This is a genomic window from Arthrobacter ginkgonis (genome assembly GCF_039540195.1).
In the GTDB taxonomy this organism is placed as follows: domain Bacteria; phylum Actinomycetota; class Actinomycetes; order Actinomycetales; family Micrococcaceae; genus Zafaria; species Zafaria ginkgonis.
Map to the genome: position 1 here is coordinate 732,308 of NZ_BAABEO010000008.1, position 15,851 is coordinate 748,158.

General features: G+C 70.4%; 14 protein-coding genes. 7 read left to right on the forward strand and 7 right to left on the reverse strand.

What is annotated here, in order from left to right; translation table 11 throughout:
• The first annotated feature begins 12 nt into the window (after positions 1 to 12).
• From ABD912_RS05990 to ABD912_RS06005, 4 genes are read left to right on the forward strand one after another with little or no spacing between them, the layout of a single operon-like run.
• The gene (locus tag ABD912_RS05990; RefSeq protein WP_345149209.1) at positions 13 to 1,002 is read left to right on the forward strand and encodes an ABC transporter permease; all 990 of its coding nucleotides are present in this window, start codon (positions 13 to 15) and stop codon (positions 1,000 to 1,002) included.
• 12 nt (positions 1,003 to 1,014) lie between these two features.
• Positions 1,015 to 2,037, forward strand: coding sequence for an ABC transporter permease (locus tag ABD912_RS05995; RefSeq protein WP_345149212.1), 1,023 nt, complete (start codon positions 1,015 to 1,017; stop codon positions 2,035 to 2,037).
• 2 nt (positions 2,038 to 2,039) lie between these two features.
• Positions 2,040 to 3,083 carry an ABC transporter ATP-binding protein gene (locus tag ABD912_RS06000; RefSeq protein ID WP_345149430.1) on the forward strand — a complete coding sequence of 348 codons (1,044 nt, stop codon included), beginning with the start codon at positions 2,040 to 2,042 and terminating at the stop codon, positions 3,081 to 3,083.
• Positions 3,080 to 4,183 carry an ABC transporter ATP-binding protein gene (locus tag ABD912_RS06005; protein ID WP_345149214.1) on the forward strand — a complete coding sequence of 368 codons (1,104 nt, stop codon included), beginning with the start codon at positions 3,080 to 3,082 and terminating at the stop codon, positions 4,181 to 4,183. Before ABD912_RS06000 ends, ABD912_RS06005 begins: the two co-directional genes overlap by 4 nt.
• 73 nt (positions 4,184 to 4,256) lie before the next feature.
• On the opposite strand, the gene ABD912_RS06010 is transcribed toward ABD912_RS06005, so the two are convergent.
• Positions 4,257 to 4,934, reverse strand: a complete 678-nt coding sequence (locus tag ABD912_RS06010) for a GntR family transcriptional regulator (RefSeq protein ID WP_345149216.1) — start codon at positions 4,932 to 4,934, stop codon at positions 4,257 to 4,259.
• 193 nt (positions 4,935 to 5,127) lie between these two features.
• Between ABD912_RS06010 and ABD912_RS06015 the strand changes: the two genes are divergently transcribed.
• The 3 genes from ABD912_RS06015 to ABD912_RS06025 all read left to right on the forward strand — a co-directional run bounded on the left by ABD912_RS06015 (position 5,128) and on the right by ABD912_RS06025 (position 8,496).
• The gene (locus ABD912_RS06015; protein ID WP_345149218.1) at positions 5,128 to 6,696 is read left to right on the forward strand and encodes an ABC transporter substrate-binding protein; all 1,569 of its coding nucleotides are present in this window, start codon (positions 5,128 to 5,130) and stop codon (positions 6,694 to 6,696) included.
• 104 nt (positions 6,697 to 6,800) lie between these two features.
• The gene (locus tag ABD912_RS06020) at positions 6,801 to 7,727 is read left to right on the forward strand and encodes a dihydrodipicolinate synthase family protein (RefSeq protein ID WP_345149220.1); all 927 of its coding nucleotides are present in this window, start codon (positions 6,801 to 6,803) and stop codon (positions 7,725 to 7,727) included.
• Between the two features lie 49 nt (positions 7,728 to 7,776).
• Positions 7,777 to 8,496 (forward strand): sulfite exporter TauE/SafE family protein, encoded by a 720-nt coding sequence (locus tag ABD912_RS06025; protein ID WP_345149222.1) that lies wholly within the window; start codon positions 7,777 to 7,779, stop codon positions 8,494 to 8,496.
• Between the two features lie 73 nt (positions 8,497 to 8,569).
• On the opposite strand, the gene ABD912_RS06030 is transcribed toward ABD912_RS06025, so the two are convergent.
• The 6 genes from ABD912_RS06030 to ABD912_RS06055 form a co-directional block, all read right to left on the reverse strand.
• Positions 8,570 to 9,583 (reverse strand): 2-hydroxyacid dehydrogenase, encoded by a 1,014-nt coding sequence (locus tag ABD912_RS06030; protein ID WP_345149223.1) that lies wholly within the window; start codon positions 9,581 to 9,583, stop codon positions 8,570 to 8,572.
• A complete protein-coding gene (locus ABD912_RS06035) occupies positions 9,577 to 10,896 on the reverse strand; it encodes a glucarate dehydratase family protein (RefSeq protein WP_345149224.1) in 1,320 nt (439 codons plus the stop codon). The genes ABD912_RS06030 and ABD912_RS06035 overlap by 7 nt, the downstream gene beginning before the upstream one ends.
• Positions 10,897 to 11,036: 140 nt before the next feature.
• On the reverse strand, positions 11,037 to 11,729 hold the full coding sequence (locus tag ABD912_RS06040; protein ID WP_345149225.1) for a FadR/GntR family transcriptional regulator: 693 nt from the start codon (positions 11,727 to 11,729) through the stop codon (positions 11,037 to 11,039).
• 102 nt (positions 11,730 to 11,831) lie between these two features.
• The gene (locus ABD912_RS06045; RefSeq protein WP_425548022.1) at positions 11,832 to 13,010 is read right to left on the reverse strand and encodes an L-talarate/galactarate dehydratase; all 1,179 of its coding nucleotides are present in this window, start codon (positions 13,008 to 13,010) and stop codon (positions 11,832 to 11,834) included.
• A 142-nt stretch (positions 13,011 to 13,152) separates the two neighbouring features.
• Positions 13,153 to 14,820: an MDR family MFS transporter gene (locus ABD912_RS06050; protein ID WP_345149227.1), complete on the reverse strand. Its 1,668-nt coding sequence runs from the start codon at positions 14,818 to 14,820 to the stop codon at positions 13,153 to 13,155.
• Positions 14,821 to 14,940: 120 nt separating this feature from the next.
• Positions 14,941 to 15,846, reverse strand: a complete 906-nt coding sequence (locus ABD912_RS06055; protein WP_345149230.1) for a Sir2 family NAD-dependent protein deacetylase — start codon at positions 15,844 to 15,846, stop codon at positions 14,941 to 14,943.
• Positions 15,847 to 15,851: the final 5 nt, after the last annotated feature.

Consider the following 15,851-nt stretch of genomic DNA (forward strand, 5'->3'; position numbering starts at 1 on the left):
ACGAGGGAAGCAATGCTGACGTACCTGAGAAAGCGAATCGTCTCCAGCGCCCTGCCGCTGGTGGTGGTGATCGTGGGCGTGTTCGCGCTGGCCAGGCTCACCGGAAACCCGGCCAGCCTGTACCTGCCGCTGAACGCCACGGACCAGATGCGCGCGGATTTCGCCGCCCGCAACGGGTTGGACCAGCCGCTGCTGGTCCAGATGGCCGACTACTTCGGCGGCGTGCTCCAGCTGGACTTCGGCACTTCCCTCCGGACGGGAGAGTCCGCGGCGGCCATGGCGCTGCGGGCTTTCCCGGCCACCCTCCAGCTCGCCGCCACCACGATGGTGATCGCCATCGTGCTGGCGGTGATCGTCGGCAGCTGGGCCGCCCTGAAGCCGAACGGCATCGCCGACCGGATCTGCAGCTTCGTGTCGATGGCCGCCGCTTCCATCCCGGACTTCTGGCTCGCGATCGTGGGCATCTGGGTCTTCGCCATCACCCTCGGCTGGGTCCCGACCTCCGGGGTCGCCGGCGCCGCGGCCTGGGTCCTGCCGATCGGGACGCTGGTGATGCGGCCCTTCGGCGCCCTGGTCCAAGTGGTGCGCGGGGCCATGGTGTCCGCCCTGGCCGAGCCGTACATCAAGCTCGCGCGCAGCAAGGGCGCCTCCCAGTCCCGGGTGGTCACCCGCCACGCGCTGCGCAACGCCGCCGCGCCGGCCCTGACCGTCGCCGGCGACCTGACCGTGGGCCTGGTCAACGGGGCCGTGGTGGTGGAAACCATCTTCGGCTGGCCCGGCATCGGCAAGCTGATGATCGACTCGATCCTCCAGCGCGACTTCGCCGTGCTGCAGGCCTGCGTGCTGCTGACCGCCCTGGCCATCTTTGTCCTGAACATCGTCATCGACCTGCTGTACGCGCTGCTCGATCCGCGCGTCCGCCCTGCGTCGGCCGCATCCCGCCGGCGCGCCAAGGCCAGCCGGGCCGCCGTGCCCGCGCAGAGCGCCCCGGCCAACGCCTAAGGAGGAGAACCCATGAGCCAGACCACCCAAGACCTCCCCGGCACCGGCCCGGACGGAACCAAGAAAACCCCGGCCGGCCATTCCGCGACCGAGCCGGCTTCCCCGGCCCGGCGGGAGGCCAAGTCGACCACCCCGAACCTGTTCCGGCTGCTGCTGCGGGACAAGTTCGCCTGCAGCGGCGCCGTGGTGCTGTTCGTGGTCCTGCTCACCGCCGCCTTCGGGCCGGCACTGATGGGCGATTTGGCCACCAAGCAGAACCTGCTCTTCGCGAACAAGGCGCCCTTCAACCCGGCCAACGGCTGGGAATACTTCCTCGGCTCGGACTCGCTGGGCCGCTCCGTACTGGGCCGGCTCGTGGTGGCCACCCGGACCACCCTGCTGGTGGCCGTCCCCGCGGTAGCGGTGGCGATGCTCATCGGCTCCCTCTGGGGCGTCTGGGCCGGCTACCACCGCGGCTGGCGGGAGAACGCCTCGATGCGCATCGCGGACGTGATCATGAGTTTCCCCTCGCTCCTGCTTGCCGTCGTCGTCCTGTACGTGTTCAGCCCCTCGATCGCCAACATCGTGCTGATCCTGGCCCTGACCCGCATCCCGATCTACCTGCGCACCGCCCGCGCCGAATCGGCCGAACTGCAGAGCCGCACCTTCGTCGATGCGGCCCGCACCTTCGGCGCCCGTCCCAACGCGATCATCGTCCGGCACGTCATCCCGGTGGTCACCCCGACCATCCTCACGCTGGCCACCCTGGAGTTCTGCTACGTCATGCTGGCCGAGTCCTCCCTGTCCTTCCTCGGCATCGGCATCCAGCCGCCGGACGTCAGCTGGGGCCTGCTGGTTTCCCAGGGCCGCCAGTACCTGCAGACCGCCTGGTGGCTGTCCATCTTCCCCGGCCTGGCCATCGTCATCACGGCCATCTCGGCGAACCTGCTGGCCGCCTGGCTGCGCATCGCCACCGACCCGTCCCAGCGCTGGCGCCTGGCGGTGCCCGGCCGCAAAAAGCTCATCACCCGCATCCCGGCCAAGGAGTCCAAGTGACCATGACGGCAACCATCGAAGGGACCCAGCGCCCCGGCGAGCCACACCCCGTCGTCCTGCGCGTAGCGGGCCTGGACGTCGACATCCGCACCCCCTCGGGGGAGGTCCGCGCGGTCAGCGGCGCGGGCTTCATCGCCCGCGCCGGCCAGACCCTGGCCCTGCTCGGCGAATCCGGCTGCGGCAAGTCCATGACCGCCAAGGCCGTCGCGGGCCTGCTGGACCCGGTCGCCCACGTCTCCGGCGGCACGGTGGAGCTGGACGGCAAGGACTTGAACCGGATGTCCGCCAAGCAGCGCCGCAAGGTCGCCGGCGCCGAGCTGGGCATCGTCTTCCAGGACGCTCTGACGGTCCTGAACCCCGTCTACCCGGTGGGCGTCCAGCTCGGCGAGGCCTTCCGCATCCACCGCGGACTCTCCGCCAAGGCCGCCCGCAAGGAGGCGATCGCGCTGATGAGGCGCGTGGGCATCCCCGAACCCGAATCCCGCGTGGACGCGTTCCCGCACCAGTTCTCCGGCGGCATGCGCCAGCGCATCCTCATCGCGATGGCCGTGGCCCTGAGCCCCAAGCTGCTGATCGCCGACGAGCCGACCACCGCCCTGGACGTCACGGTCCAGGCGCAGATCATGGACCTGCTCCGCCGCCTTCGCCAGGAGGAGAACATGGCGGTGGTCCTGATCACCCACGACCTCGCCGTGGTCGCCGAGGAGGCCGACGACGTGTCCGTGATGTACGCGGGCACCGTCGCCGAGCAGGGACCGGTGGAGCAGGTCTTCGCCACCCCCCGCCACCCCTACACCAAGGGCCTGCTCGAATCGGTGCCGGTGGACGCCGAACGCGGGGCCAGCCTGTCCTCGATCCCGGGCAGCCCGCCGGAGCTGAAGCACATCCCCGCCGGATGCGTCTACCAGGACCGCTGCCCGCTGGCGCGGGAGCTGTGCCGCCAGGAGCGCCCGGTGCTGCGCGAGGTGGCTCCCGGCCAGAAGGCCGCCTGCCACTTCTCCGAACTCCTGGCCACCGACGAAACCCTTGAGGAGATCAAGTCATGACCGCTCTGCTGGACCGTCCCCACTCCGGGGCCGACGTCGCCCTCGAGGTCCGCGACGTCACCAAGACCTTCCAGGTGGCGCGCAGCGCCTCGGGCAACAACCGGCTGCGGGCCCTGGACGGGATCAACCTCACGGTCGGCCGCGGCGAGACCCTCGGGCTCGTGGGCGAGTCCGGCTGCGGCAAGTCCACCCTGGCGCGCACGCTGATGCTGCTGGAGAAGCCGGATTCCGGAACCGTGGCCTTCGAGGGCCAGGACCCGTTCGGCCTCAAGGGCAAGGAGCTGCTCGCCTGGCGCCGGCGCGTCCAGATGGTCTTCCAGGATCCGTTCGCCTCGCTGAACGCCCGCATGACCGCCGGGGAGATCATCTCCGAGCCTTGGGCCACCCACCGCAGCCTCTACCAGACCGCACGCGAGCGCGAGGCGCGCCTGCACGAGCTGCTGCAGCTGGTGGGCCTGCGCCCCTCGGACGCGAGGAAGTCCCCGCAGGAGTTCTCCGGCGGCCAGCGCCAGCGCATCGGCATCGCCCGCGCGCTCGCCCTGAACCCCGAGCTGATCATCCTCGACGAGCCCGTCTCCGCCCTGGACCTCTCCGTCCAGGCCCAGGTGCTCAACCTGCTCAACGAGCTCCAGGAGAAGCTCGGAGTCAGCTACATCTTCATCTCGCACGACCTCTCGGTGGTCCGCCACGTCACGGACCGCGTGGCCGTGATGTACCTGGGCCGAATCATCGAGAGCGGCACCACCGAGGACGTCTTCGAACGGCCCCTGCACCCCTACACGGCCGCCCTGATGTCCGCCTCGCCGAAGCTGGATCCCGCGGCGCGCCCCGCCGAGCGCATCGTCCTGCGCGGCGAGCTGCCCTCGCCGCTGGATCCGCCGTCGGGCTGCCGGTTCCGCACCCGCTGCTGGAAGGCGCAGGACATCTGCGCGCAACAGGCTCCGCCGGCCACCACGGCCGCCCAGGCCGGGCGCGTCCACCTGGGCACCCCGCACCTGCGGGCCGCCGGAACCGACGCCGCGCCGGTCCACACCGCCGAGTGCCACTTTCCGCTGGAGGATCCGCAGAAGGCCGGCCTGCGGGCCGTCGCGGCCGGATAGCGCAGCCAAGACCGGGAAACGCGCCGGGGCGGGCACCGTCGGATCGGTGCCCGCCCCGGCGGCGCAACGGCCGCTAGCCGTCGGGAAGGATCGCGAGGATGCGCTCGAAGAAGCGCGTCATGTGCTTCTCGGAAAGATCGGCCGCGACATCGGCTTGGCCGGCACGGGCGGCGTCGAGGATCTCTTGATGTTCGAGCCATTCCCTGCGGTAGGCGGGGACCTCGTCGTCGTTTCCGGCGGCGCGCCAGCCGAACACGCTGATCAGCGCCGTCCGGTCGCGCAGGTTGTCCAGCACTTCGAGCAGCAGGGGGTTGCCGCAACCGGCGTACAGCGAGGCATGGAAGTCGCGATTGAGCAGGCTCAGGGTCGCGCGGTCGTTCGTCTCCAGCAGTCCGTGCGCGCGTTCCAGGATCTCGGCGGCCCGGTCCCAGTAATGTCCGGCGCCGAGGGCGACCGTCCGGCGGACAGCCTCCGGCTCCAGAAGCAGCCGCAGGTCGCGTACGGCCAAGGTCAGCGTGCGGTCCACTTCCTGGACCCGGGCCCCTTTGTAGGGAGCGAACTGCACGAGGCCTGAGTTCGAGAGGATCTTCAGGGCCTCCCGCACTGGGGTCTTGGAAACGCCGAGGCGCTGGGCCAGTTCCGCCTCCACCAGCGGCTGCCCGGGGAGCAGTTCACTGGTGAGGATTCCGTGGCGGATCGCGCCCAGCACGGCGTCGATGCGTGACTGCGGCAGTTCCACCTGCATGCCCATCTCTGTGGCCCCTCTCTTTTGTTCGACTCTAGCGGGTCGGAATGCCCGGGGTGCGCTGTGACCCTTGACACTCGTTTTCCACCTTCATAGGGTTCATACATCATATATGAGATATGAAACTCGCATCGCCGGAGGTTCGCATCGCTTCAGCGCGGGCCGCGGCGAACTGATGCCCTACCGATGGAGGAAATCCATGGCAACACTCGTGAGGAAGTCAAAGAGGAGCCGGCAGGCCACAGGCGCCATGCTGGCCGTGGCCGCCATGCTGGGAGTGCAGGGATGCGCAGTGGGCGGAGCATCGGGCAGCGACGCCGCCGCCGCGGCGGATACCATCCGGATCGTGCTCAAGGAAGAGCCGCCCACGCTCGAGGCCTGCCAGGGGTCGCAGAACTCGACGGGACTCGTGACCCGCAACAACATCGCCGAGGGCCTGACGTCCAGGGACGCCGCAACGGGCAAGATCAATCCAGCGCTGGCCACCGCATGGGAGCAGACCTCCGAAAACACCTGGACCTTCACGTTGCGCGACGGGGTGAGGTTCCATGACGGTTCGACGTTCGAGGCCGAAGACGCCGCCTTCTCCATCGAACGGATGCTCACCCCGGAACTGGCTTGCGACGTCGCCGGCCAGTTCTTCGGCGGTAACGACTTCAAGGCGGCCGCGATCGACGCAACGACGCTGGAAGTCACCACCAAGGTCCCCGATCCGATCCTTCCGCTGCGCCTGGCGTTCGTGGGCATCGTCCCCTCGACCACCGATGCGACGCAGAAGGTCCGCGAGCCGATCGGCACCGGCCCCTACGCCGTCTCCGGCTGGGACGCCGGGACCAAACTGACCCTCAAGCGGTTCGACGACTACTGGGGCGAGGCGCCGGGCTTCGCAACGGCCGAGTACATGTGGCGGTCCGAGGGGACGGTCCGCGCCGCGATGGTTGCCAACGGCGAGGCGGACGTGGCCATCACGCTGGCCCCGGAGGACGGCGCTGGCGACTACGGCGTCCAGTACAACACCAACGAAGTCACGTTCATGCGCATGGACGCCGGCATCGCCCCGTTGAACGACCGCCGCGTGCGCGAGGCCATCAACTATGCGCTGGACAAGGAAAGCATGCTCGCAACGATCTTCGGCGGGCAGGGAAAACTGGCCACCCAGTTGGTGCCCGAGGGCGTCGTCGGACACAACCCGGACATCGAGGCTTGGCCCTACGACATGGGCCGGGCCAAGGCCCTGATCGCCGAGGCCAAGGCCGACGGGGTCCCCGTGGACCAGAAAATCACCATCATCGGTCGCAGCGGCTTCTACCCCAAGGCCGACGAGGCCATGGAGGTAGTGCAGAACGAGCTGATCGAGGCCGGCCTGAACGTGGAGATCCAGATGGGCGACGTCAACACGTGGCTCCAGCACCTGCTGCGTCCGCTGCCCACCGACTTCGGCCCGCGGCTGCTCATGGGCATGCACGGAAACCAGGCCGGCGACGCGTCCTTCACCATGCGAAACAACCTGGGCAGCGAAGGCGGCCAAAGCAGCTACGGAACCCCGGAACTTGACGCCCTGATTGAAGCGGGGGAACTGGCCACGGGCCAGAAGCGCGCCGACGCCTTCGCCCAGGCCCTCGCCTACGGGCATGACGAGATTGTCCGGGACGCGATGATGGTCCAGGTCGGCGCCCTCATGGCGATCTCGCCGAAGGTTTCCTACGAGCCGGACTCCGCCTCGGGCGACGAAATGCGGGTGGCGGACATGCACAAGGCAGGGCAGTGACGCCGATTGCCCCGGACCCGTCGGCACCGGCCACGGACCCCGGAACGAACCGGCAGCAAGGAAACCACCGAGGCCCGATTCCGGGCGGAAGGATCCAGACCACCATGTTTGAGCAACTGCGGGAGCACCTGGCGGGGGTCGTGGCCATTGCCGTGACACCCTTCGACGGAGCCGGACGGATCGACGAAGGTCCATTCGTGCGGATCGTGGAGAGGATGGTCGACGCCGGCATACGGGTCGTCACCCCGAACGGCAACACCAGCGAATACTACTCACTCACCGACGCCGAACGCGCCCGCTGCCTGGACCTTGCCGTCGGAGCGGTGGGGGGCCGGGCGACCATCCTGGCCGGCGTCGGCGGGTCGGTGGCCAGCGCCGTCGAGGCCGCCATCCAGGCGCGCGAGGCCGGAGCGGACGCGATCATGGTCCACCAGCCCGCACACCCCTTCGTCTCCAACGCCGGCTGGCTCGAGTACCACCGCGAGATTGCCCGGGCCGTCCCGGAACTCGGCGTCGTGCTCTACCTGCGCAACGCGCGCATCACCGGCGCGACGATAGCGGACCTCGCCCGGTCGGCCCCCAACCTCGTCGGGGTCAAGTATGCCGTCGCGGATCCGGTGCGATTCGGCACCGTGCTGCGCGAGTGCCCGGACACGGAGCTGGTCTGGATCGCGGGCCTGGCGGAGCTGTCGGCACCCGGATACTGGGCCCTCGGAGCGAGCGGCTTCACCTCCGGATTCGCCAACGTGGATCCGGGCCTCTCGCTGCGCATGCTCGATGCGCTGCGGCGGGGCGATACGCGTGCGGCAATGCAGGTATGGGACCTCATCCGGCCGTTCGAGGAGTTGCGGGCCCTCAACGAGTCCGAGAACAACGTGTCCGTCGTCAAGGAGGCCCTGGCGCAACTCGGCCTCTGTGCCGCCGACGTGCGTCCGCCCATCAGCGCACTGGGTTCACGGGACAAGGAACTGGTCACCGCGATGATGGACCTGTGGAGTCCGGAGGCGGTGAGGCAGCGAGCCACGGCATAGCGGCGGTGCCCCTGCCCGAACCCCGGCCATCCTGCGGTACGGTCCACTGATGGACGCCGGGACCTTCGCACTCCTCGCGGCGACGATGTTCGTCGCCGCGGGGCTGCAGGGCTCGATCGGCTTCGGCGCGGGATTGGTTGCGGCTCCCGTGATCGCGCTGGTCGAGCCCGATCTGTTGCCCGCGCTGGTGGTCATGCTGGCGTGTGTCCTGACGCTGCTGGTCGCGATCCGCGACAGGGCACACCTCGACGTGAGGGGCGCCGGCTGGGCCTTGGCCGGGCGGGTTCCCGGAAGCGTGCTGGGCACCTGGCTGGTGGTGGCGGTGTCGACGACCGCACTGTCCTGGATCGTGGCCGTCGCGGTGCTCGTGGGCATCGGATCGGCCTTCCTCGGATGGCGCCCGGCGCGGACCCCCGTCTCGCTGGCCGTCGCCGGTGCCCTGTCCGGCGTCATGGGGACCGCCACGTCGGTGGGCGGGGCTCCGATGGCCATCATCTGGCAGGGCCTTCCCCCCGCGCGCATCCGGGCCACCATGAGCGCCTTCTTCCTGGTGGGATCGCTGATGTCCGTGGGGCTGCTGACCCTCGCCGGCCTCGTGACGTCCGCGGTGGTAGAGGCCTTCCTGCTGTTGAGCCCGGTGGTGCTGGCTGGCTTTTTCGCGTCCCGCTGGCTCAACCGCTTCCTCGACGCCGACCGGCTGCGCCTGGTGGGCCTGCTCGCCGCGGCGGGCGGCGCCGTCGTGCTGGCCGTGCGGCTGATCCTGGGCTGAGCCGGACAAACGCAGATGCCCCGGCCGCCGTGGAAAACGGCGGCCTGGGCATCTGCGTTTGTCCGGACGGTGCTCAGACGGTGACGCCCGGCCGCACCCGGTTGCGCAGCGCCGAGCCGGAAGCGACGGCCTCGACATTCGCGGCGATGTCCAGCACGCGGCGCTCGAAGGTGCTTGAGGCCAGGCCCGAGTAGTGCGGTGTCAGGATGGCGTTGTCCAGCTCGGCGAACGGAAAGTCGGCCGGAGGAGTGCGGCCCGGCTCCGGCGCGCCCCACCACACGTCGATCGCCGCACCGGCGATGCTCCCGCCCGCCAGGGCGGCATAAAGGGCGGCCTGGTCCACCACGGGTCCGCGGGCCACGTTCACCAGGAAAGCGGTCTCCTTCATGGCGGCGAGCTCGGCGGAGCCGATCAGGCCCTCCGTGGCCGCGGACAGCGGCACGGTGACCACCACGACATCGGCTTCGGCCAAGAGGCGCGGCAGGTCGCCGTCCCCGCCGACCCAGCGCGGGGCGACGCCCTCGGGCAGGGGCGCCTCGGGGCGGTGGCGGACGGCGATGACGTCCATGCCGAACCCCGTGGCCAGCCGGGCCGTCTCGGCGCCGATCGTGCCCAGGCCCACCAGGCCGATGGTCATCGTGTCCAACGTGGGGTGCAGCGGGGCGGTGGGATCCGTGAGGATCGTCCGCCACGTGCCGCCGCGCAGGTCCCGGTCGGTCGGCAGCAGGCGCCGCACCAGGGCCAGCGTCGTCATCATGACGTGCTCGGCGATGGGCCGGGCGTGGTGGAACGTGTTGGCGACCGCGGCGGACGCCGGCAGGTCGGCGACCGCCACCCGGTCCACGCCGGCGCCGGTCACGTGGACCAGCCGCGCCGAGGAGACGGTGCGCGCCTCCTCGGGCGACATCCGCGAGCAGACCACCACGTCGGCGTTGGCGAGGTCGGCGGCACGCTCGGCGACCGGGACGTCAGCCAGGAACTTCCAGCGGTGCGAGGGGGCGCCGGCCACCAGTTTCTCGGCGTAGGTGCCGATGATCGGATCGGTGACAACGACGTCCAGGACCTCGGCGGAGGCGCCGGCTACCAACGCGGGCTCTTGAGCTCGTAGCCGGGGTGGACGCGCTGCATGTAGCCGGTATCGTCGCGGCTGCGCAGGCCGCACTCCAGGTACTGGCGGTGGAGCTTCTCCAGCCCGTCCTGGTCCAGTTCGATGCCCAGCCCCGGACCGGTCGGGACCGCGACCGCCCCGTCCTTGAAGCCCAGGACGCCGGGAACGATGATGTCCTCGTCCTCGGACTTCCAGGGCCAGTGGGTGTCGCAGGCGTAGTCGAGGTTGGGGGTGGCCGAGGCGAGGTGGACCATCGCGGCCAGGGAGATGCCCAGGTGGGAGTTCGAGTGCATGGACAGGCCCAGCCCGAACGTTTCGGCGATGCCGCCCAGCGTCTGGGAACGGCGCAGCCCGCCCCAGAAGTGGTGGTCGGAGAGCACGACGTCGACGGCGCCGGCGGCGATCGCGGGCGGCAGGTCGTTGAAGCTCACCACGCACATGTTCGTGGCCAGCGGCATCTGGACCTGGCGGCGGACCTCGGCCATGCCGGGGATGCCGGGGGTGGGGTCCTCGAGGTATTCGAGCACCCCTTCCAGGCGCTTGCCGATGCGCACGGAGGTCTCCACGGTCCAGGCGGCGTTGGGGTCGATGCGCAGGGGCAGGCCCGGGAACTCGGCGCGCAGGGCCTCGATGGCCTCGGCCTCGGCGTCGGGTTCGAAGACGCCGGCCTTCAGCTTGAGCGCGGTGAACCCGTACTCGTCCACCATGGTCCGGGCCTGGGCCACGATGCCCGCCGGATCCAGGGCCTCGCCCCACTTGTCCTCGGCCTGGCCCGGGTGCCCGGCCCACTTGTAGAACAGGTAGCCGCTGAACGGCACCGCTTCGCGCACGGCCCCGCCGAGCAGCGCGGAGACCGGCACCCCGAGGAGCCTGCCCTGGATGTCCAGGGCTGCGACGTCGAACGGGGACAGGACCCGGTCCGCGGTGGAGGAACCGGTCACCATCCCGCTCATTCCGTGCCCGCCGGCGGTGGTGTCCGCCACGAGCGCGCGGGCCACCCGGTAACGCAGCTGGTTGGTGTTGAACGGGTCCGCGCCCACCAGGGCTTCCGCGGCCAGCCGCAGCCGCGCCAGGTGCCCCTCGTCGCCGTACGTCTCCCCCAGCCCGGTGACCCCGGCGTCGGTGTGCACCTGGACGATCGCGCGCAGGGCGAACGGCTCGTGCACCCCCACCGTGTTCAGCAACGGCGGATCCGCGAACGCCACCGGCGTGATCGTCACGCCGGTGATCGCCACCTGGCCGGCGTGTGCAGCGGTATCGGCCGGAACGGGCACGGTGTCGGAAACAGGCATGAAGGATCGATCCTTTCAGGGGCGAACCCGCCAGCGGCAGGAGGTCCCCCTCACGCTAACCGGGCCCGTCGATGCGTGTCCAAGATCACTTATGCACCGAATGATGCCCCCTCGGCATCATCCATCCGGCTGTCCTCCGCCTAGCGGCGCCCCGCTCCCCCGGCGAGGCGGCGGCGGGACGCCGCCAAATGCGCACGCATGGCCGCGGCCGCCCCCTCGGGGTCGGCGTCGGCAATGGCGTCGTGGATGCTCGCGTGCTCGTGCACGGACTGGGCGAAGAAATCCTCGCGGTAGGCCGGGCTGCCCTCGCCGAGCCGGGCGCGGGGCATCGCGATCATGGTCGGGCCCAGCCGGGCCAGCCCCTCGGCGTAGTAGGCGTTGCCGCTGGCCTGCGCCACGGCCTGGTGGAACTCGAAGTCGTACCTCATGGCCTCGGCCGGGTTGTCGATGGCAGCGGCGAACCCGGCCAAGGCCCCGGCGATCGCGGCCAACTGGGTGGGCGAGCGCCGGGTCGCGGCCAGGGCCGCCGCCTGCGGCTCCAGCCCCAGCCGGAACTCCAGCAGCGCCAGCCGGTCCTCCAGGGTCCGCACCGGACGGGTTCCGGCGGCGTCCGGGGCCGGCGGCACCAGGGCGAAGCTTCCCGCCCCGCGCCGCGACTGCACCAGGCCCTCGGCCTGGAGCCGCGCGATCGCCTCCCGCACCACGGTCCGGCTCACGCCGTGGCGCGCGATCAGTTCGGATTCGCTGGGCAGCTTGTCCCCGGGGGCCACCGTGCCGTCAATGATCATGGCCCGCAGTTCGGCCACGAGGGTTGCGGTCAGGGTGCGGTTCATGGTCCCCATCGTTTCACGGCGCGGTGTTTCCCAAAGCTTCGTTTCACAACGCGTGCGGGTCCCGGCGTACCGATCAGAGCCGGGGCCCGCAGGGTGCGAAGGTTAGGCGCGGCCGAACTCGACCGTGTCGGTGGTCCAGGCGCGCGCCTGGTCGCTGAACGTGAAGCCCAGGCCCGGACGGTTCGGAACCAGCATGCGCCCGTCCTTGGTCTCCAGCCGCTCGTTGAACAGCGGGTCCAGCCAGTCGAAGTGCTCCACCCACGGCTCGCGCGGGTAGGCGGCGGCCAGGTGCAGGTGGATCTCCATCGCGAAGTGCGGGGCCAGGTCCAGTCCGGCCTGGTCCGCCAGCGTGGCCAGGCGGAGGAACTGGGTGATGCCGCCGACGCGCGGCGCGTCCGGCTGGATGATGTCGCAGGCGCGGGCAGCGATCAGGCGCTCGTGCTCGGCAACGGAGGCCAGCATCTCGCCGGTGGCGATCGGGGTGTCCAGCGCGGCGGCCAGGGCGGCGTGGCCCTCGGCGTCGTAGGCGTCCAGCGGCTCCTCGATCCAGACCAGGTCGAACTGCTCGAGCTTGCGGCCCATGCGCAGCGCGGTCGCGCGGTCCCACTGCTGGTTGGCATCGACCATCATCGGCACGGAATCGCCGAGGTGCTCGCGCACCGCCGTCACGCGGCGCAGGTCCTCGGCCGTGTCCGGCAGGCCCACCTTGATCTTGATGCCGCCGATCCCCTCTTCCAGGGAGCGGCTGGCGCGTTCCTTGACCTCTTCGATGGAGGCGTTCAGGAAGCCGCCGGAGGTGTTGTAGGTGCGCACGGAGTCGCGGTGGGCGCCCAGGAACTTGGCCAGCGGAAGGCCCGCGCGCTTGGACTTGAGGTCGTAGAGGGCGATGTCCAGGGCGGCCAGCGCCTGCGTCGCGACGCCGGAGCGGCCCACGGAGGCCCCGGCCCAGAGCAGCTTGTTGTAGAGCTTGGCGATGTCGTTGGGGTCCTCGCCGATCATCGTCTCGGCGACCTCTTTGGCATGCGCGTACTGCGCGGGCCCACCGGCACGCTTGGAGTAGGAGAACCCCATGCCCTCGTGCCCCTGCTCGGTGGTGATCTCGGCGAAGAGGAAGACAACCTCGGTCATGGGCTTCTGCCGGCCCGTGAAGACCTTGGCGTCCGAAATCGGGACGGCCAGCGGCAGCGTGACGGTGGAGAGCTTGACGTGGCGGATGGCGTCGGGCGTGTAGACGCCAAAGGCGTTGGGCGTGGTGCGGATGGCGTCGGGCGCGTAGGTCACGGGTTGTCCTCGGGTCGGGCTGCTGGGAACAAAAGTAATAGTACAAGTTCCCAACTTGTATTACTAGTGTCGATTTCCGGCAACCCACCTAGCCTCCGGCCGGGCCCGCCTCGATCCCCCGAAGCACCTGCCCGCGTCCCCTTCAAGCCGTGCGGCCGTCTGGCGCGGCATCGCGAGTACGCCGATGCGCAGGCTGCGCCCGATGGCGCCTCTCCCGGTGCTGCTTCGATCCGGCGGAGTCGCGCCCGCTCCGCTGCCGCACAGGTGCACCGCCGCCGTCGTCGTCCGCAAACGCAACGGTCCGCAGCTCGCGCTGCGGCAGGAACAGCGCCAGCACAAAGGCGGCGGCGAGCACGATCGCCGCATAGACGAAGACCGGCGGCAGGGCCCCGCCGAAGGCCTCCTGCACGGCGGCACGGTCCTCGGCCGGCAGGCCCGCGAGCAGCTGCGGCGTCAGCGAGTTCAGCCCCTCCCCCAGGCTCGCAGCCACCTCCGTGGGCACGGCCGCGACGAAACGGGCCGTGATGAGCGAACCGAGCACGGCCACCCCGATCGCCGCGCCCACCTGCCGCAGGAGCGTGAGGGTCGACGTCGCGGTGCCAAGGTCCCTCCGGCCGACCGAGTTCTGCACCAGCAGGACCATGACCTGCATAACCAGTCCGATGCCGAACCCCAACCCCAGCGTGGCGGCCAGGACCACCCAGATGCTGCTCCGTGAGTCCAAGGTGCTGAACAGCCAGGCTGCGGGCACGGCAAGCGCCGTCCCGGCCACCGGATAGGCCTTGTAGCGACCGGTCCAGGTGATCAGCAGCCCAGAGACTGTCATCGTCGACAGGAGGCCGACCACCAGCACCAGCAGCACCCCGCCGGAGGCGGTGGCGGACAGGCCCAGGCCCACTTGCAGGAACGCCGGCAGAAAGCTCACCGTCGCGAACATGGCGAAACCGATCAGGAAGCTGATGGCTGTCGGGATCGCGAAGGACCGGTCACGGAACAGGCCAAGGGGGATGATCGGGTCAGTGGCCCGCCGGGCGGTCAGCAACCAGCCCGCCACGCTGGCTGCGGCGGCGAGGGCCAGGAACGGAGTCTCCCGGCCTGCGGCCCCGCCGCACAGCAGGATCACCAACACGATGGCCAGGCACAGCAGGGCCGCCCCGGCGTAGTCGACGGGTTCGTGGCGTGCGGGGGCCGCCAGGTGCAGGGTCATGGACACCACCGCGAGGGCGGCGATCCCCAACGGAATGTGGAGGTAGAAGATCCAGCGCCAGGTGAACAGGTCCACGGCCACCCCGCCGGCCAACGGGCCCACCACGGCGGCGGCGATGAACGCGGAGCCGATGATGCCCAGGTAGCGGCCGCGCTCGCGCGGGCTCACCAGTTCGCCAATGATCGCCTGGGCGCTGATCATCAGCCCGCCTCCGCCGATTCCTTGGACGGCGCGGAACGCAATGAGTGCGGGGACAGACTGGGCCAGCCCGCACAGGACCGCTCCAAGAATGAAGACCACGAGGGCGGACTGCAGGATCCGCTTGCGGCCGAAGGCGTCCCCCAGCTTGCCGGCCAGCGGCATGGCGGCCGTGGCGGCAACCAGGTAGCTGGTGATGATGGCCGGCATCCGGTCCAGGCCATTGAGGTCCCCCGCAACGCTGGGCAGCGCCGAGGCCATGATCGTCTGGTCCAGCGCGGCCAGGAACATCACCAGAAGGATGCCGGGCAGCGCGGCGCGGATCGCCGATGGCCGGGCCCGGTGCCGCACTGTGACATGGCCGGCAACACGGTCGGCGACGACGTGCGCTGGCTTGCGGAACATGGCTGCCTCCCCGGACCCTGCCTTGGGGATCCACCGTTAGAGAACGGAGAGTTCCCTCACGGTACGTCCGGCGGTCCGAGGCATCAAGGGGCTTGCCGGATATGGCTGGAAGACGGCGAGCTAGAGGGCGGCGAGCAGATGCTCGAGGGCGGGCGCGATGCCGGTGCGCCAGCGGAAGTCGGCCTTGGCATCGCCGCGGGTGGGCCCGCCGTTGATCACGGCGACCGGCTTGCCGGCGCGTTCGGCGTCGAGGACCAGCTTGTAGCCGCTCATCACGGCCAGGCTGGAGCCGACCACCAGCAGGGAGGCGGACTCCCCCGCCAGGTCCCGCACGGCCGCCTTGCGTTCGGCGGGCACGTTCTCCCCGAAGTAGACGACGTCCGGCTTCAGTTCCACGGAACCGCAGGCCAGGCACCCGACCATGGTGAACTCGTCCACGTGGCTCTGGTCCAGGGTGACGTCGCCGTCGGGGTTCACCAGGGAGGGATCCAGTTCGACGCGCTCGATGAAGCCGGGGTTCGCCTGAGCCAGCCGGCGGTCCAGGGCGGGGCGGTCCTCGATGGCGCCGCAGCTCAGGCAGGCCACCTTGGCCAGGTCCCCGTGCAGGGCCACCAGGCGGCGCGCCCCGGCGCGGGCATGCAGCCCGTCGACGTTCTGGGTCACGGTGCCGACCACGTGGCCGCGGCGCTCCAGCTCGGCCAGGGCACGGTGGGACGCGTTGGGTTCGGCGACGGCGACGTGGCGCCATCCGACGAAGCTGCGGGCCCAGTAGCGGTGCCGCGCGGCCGGATCGTACTTGAACTCCTGGTACGTCATCGGCCGGTGGCGGCGCAGCGACCCGTTGGGCCCGCGATAGTCGGGGATCCCCGAGTCGGTGGAGACGCCCGCGCCGGTCACCAGCAGGACCCGCCCGGCGCGCAGCAGCGCAAGGATGCCACCAAAGGCCACGGAGGGGTCCTGGAGTTCCGCTGTCTCGTGAACGACGCGTTCGATGGAACGGATCGCAGCACGGTGCGCGGTAGCCACGGGGA

Bases quoted from the DNA above. Each gene is read 5' to 3' on its own strand.
- ABD912_RS06000 (WP_345149430.1), top strand. From the start codon at position 2,040: ATGACGGCAACCATCGAAGGGACCCAGCGCCCCGGCGAGCCACACCCC.
- ABD912_RS06020 (WP_345149220.1), top strand. From the start codon at position 6,801: ATGTTTGAGCAACTGCGGGAGCACCTGGCGGGGGTCGTGGCCATTGCC.
- ABD912_RS06050 (WP_345149227.1), bottom strand. From the start codon at position 14,820: ATGTTCCGCAAGCCAGCGCACGTCGTCGCCGACCGTGTTGCCGGCCAT.
- ABD912_RS06010 (WP_345149216.1), bottom strand. From the start codon at position 4,934: ATGGGCATGCAGGTGGAACTGCCGCAGTCACGCATCGACGCCGTGCTG.
- ABD912_RS06015 (WP_345149218.1), top strand. From the start codon at position 5,128: ATGGCAACACTCGTGAGGAAGTCAAAGAGGAGCCGGCAGGCCACAGGC.
- ABD912_RS05990 (WP_345149209.1), top strand. From the start codon at position 13: ATGCTGACGTACCTGAGAAAGCGAATCGTCTCCAGCGCCCTGCCGCTG.
- ABD912_RS06035 (WP_345149224.1), bottom strand. From the start codon at position 10,896: ATGCCTGTTTCCGACACCGTGCCCGTTCCGGCCGATACCGCTGCACAC.
- ABD912_RS06025 (WP_345149222.1), top strand. From the start codon at position 7,777: ATGGACGCCGGGACCTTCGCACTCCTCGCGGCGACGATGTTCGTCGCC.
- ABD912_RS05995 (WP_345149212.1), top strand. From the start codon at position 1,015: ATGAGCCAGACCACCCAAGACCTCCCCGGCACCGGCCCGGACGGAACC.
- ABD912_RS06040 (WP_345149225.1), bottom strand. From the start codon at position 11,729: ATGAACCGCACCCTGACCGCAACCCTCGTGGCCGAACTGCGGGCCATG.
- ABD912_RS06005 (WP_345149214.1), top strand. From the start codon at position 3,080: ATGACCGCTCTGCTGGACCGTCCCCACTCCGGGGCCGACGTCGCCCTC.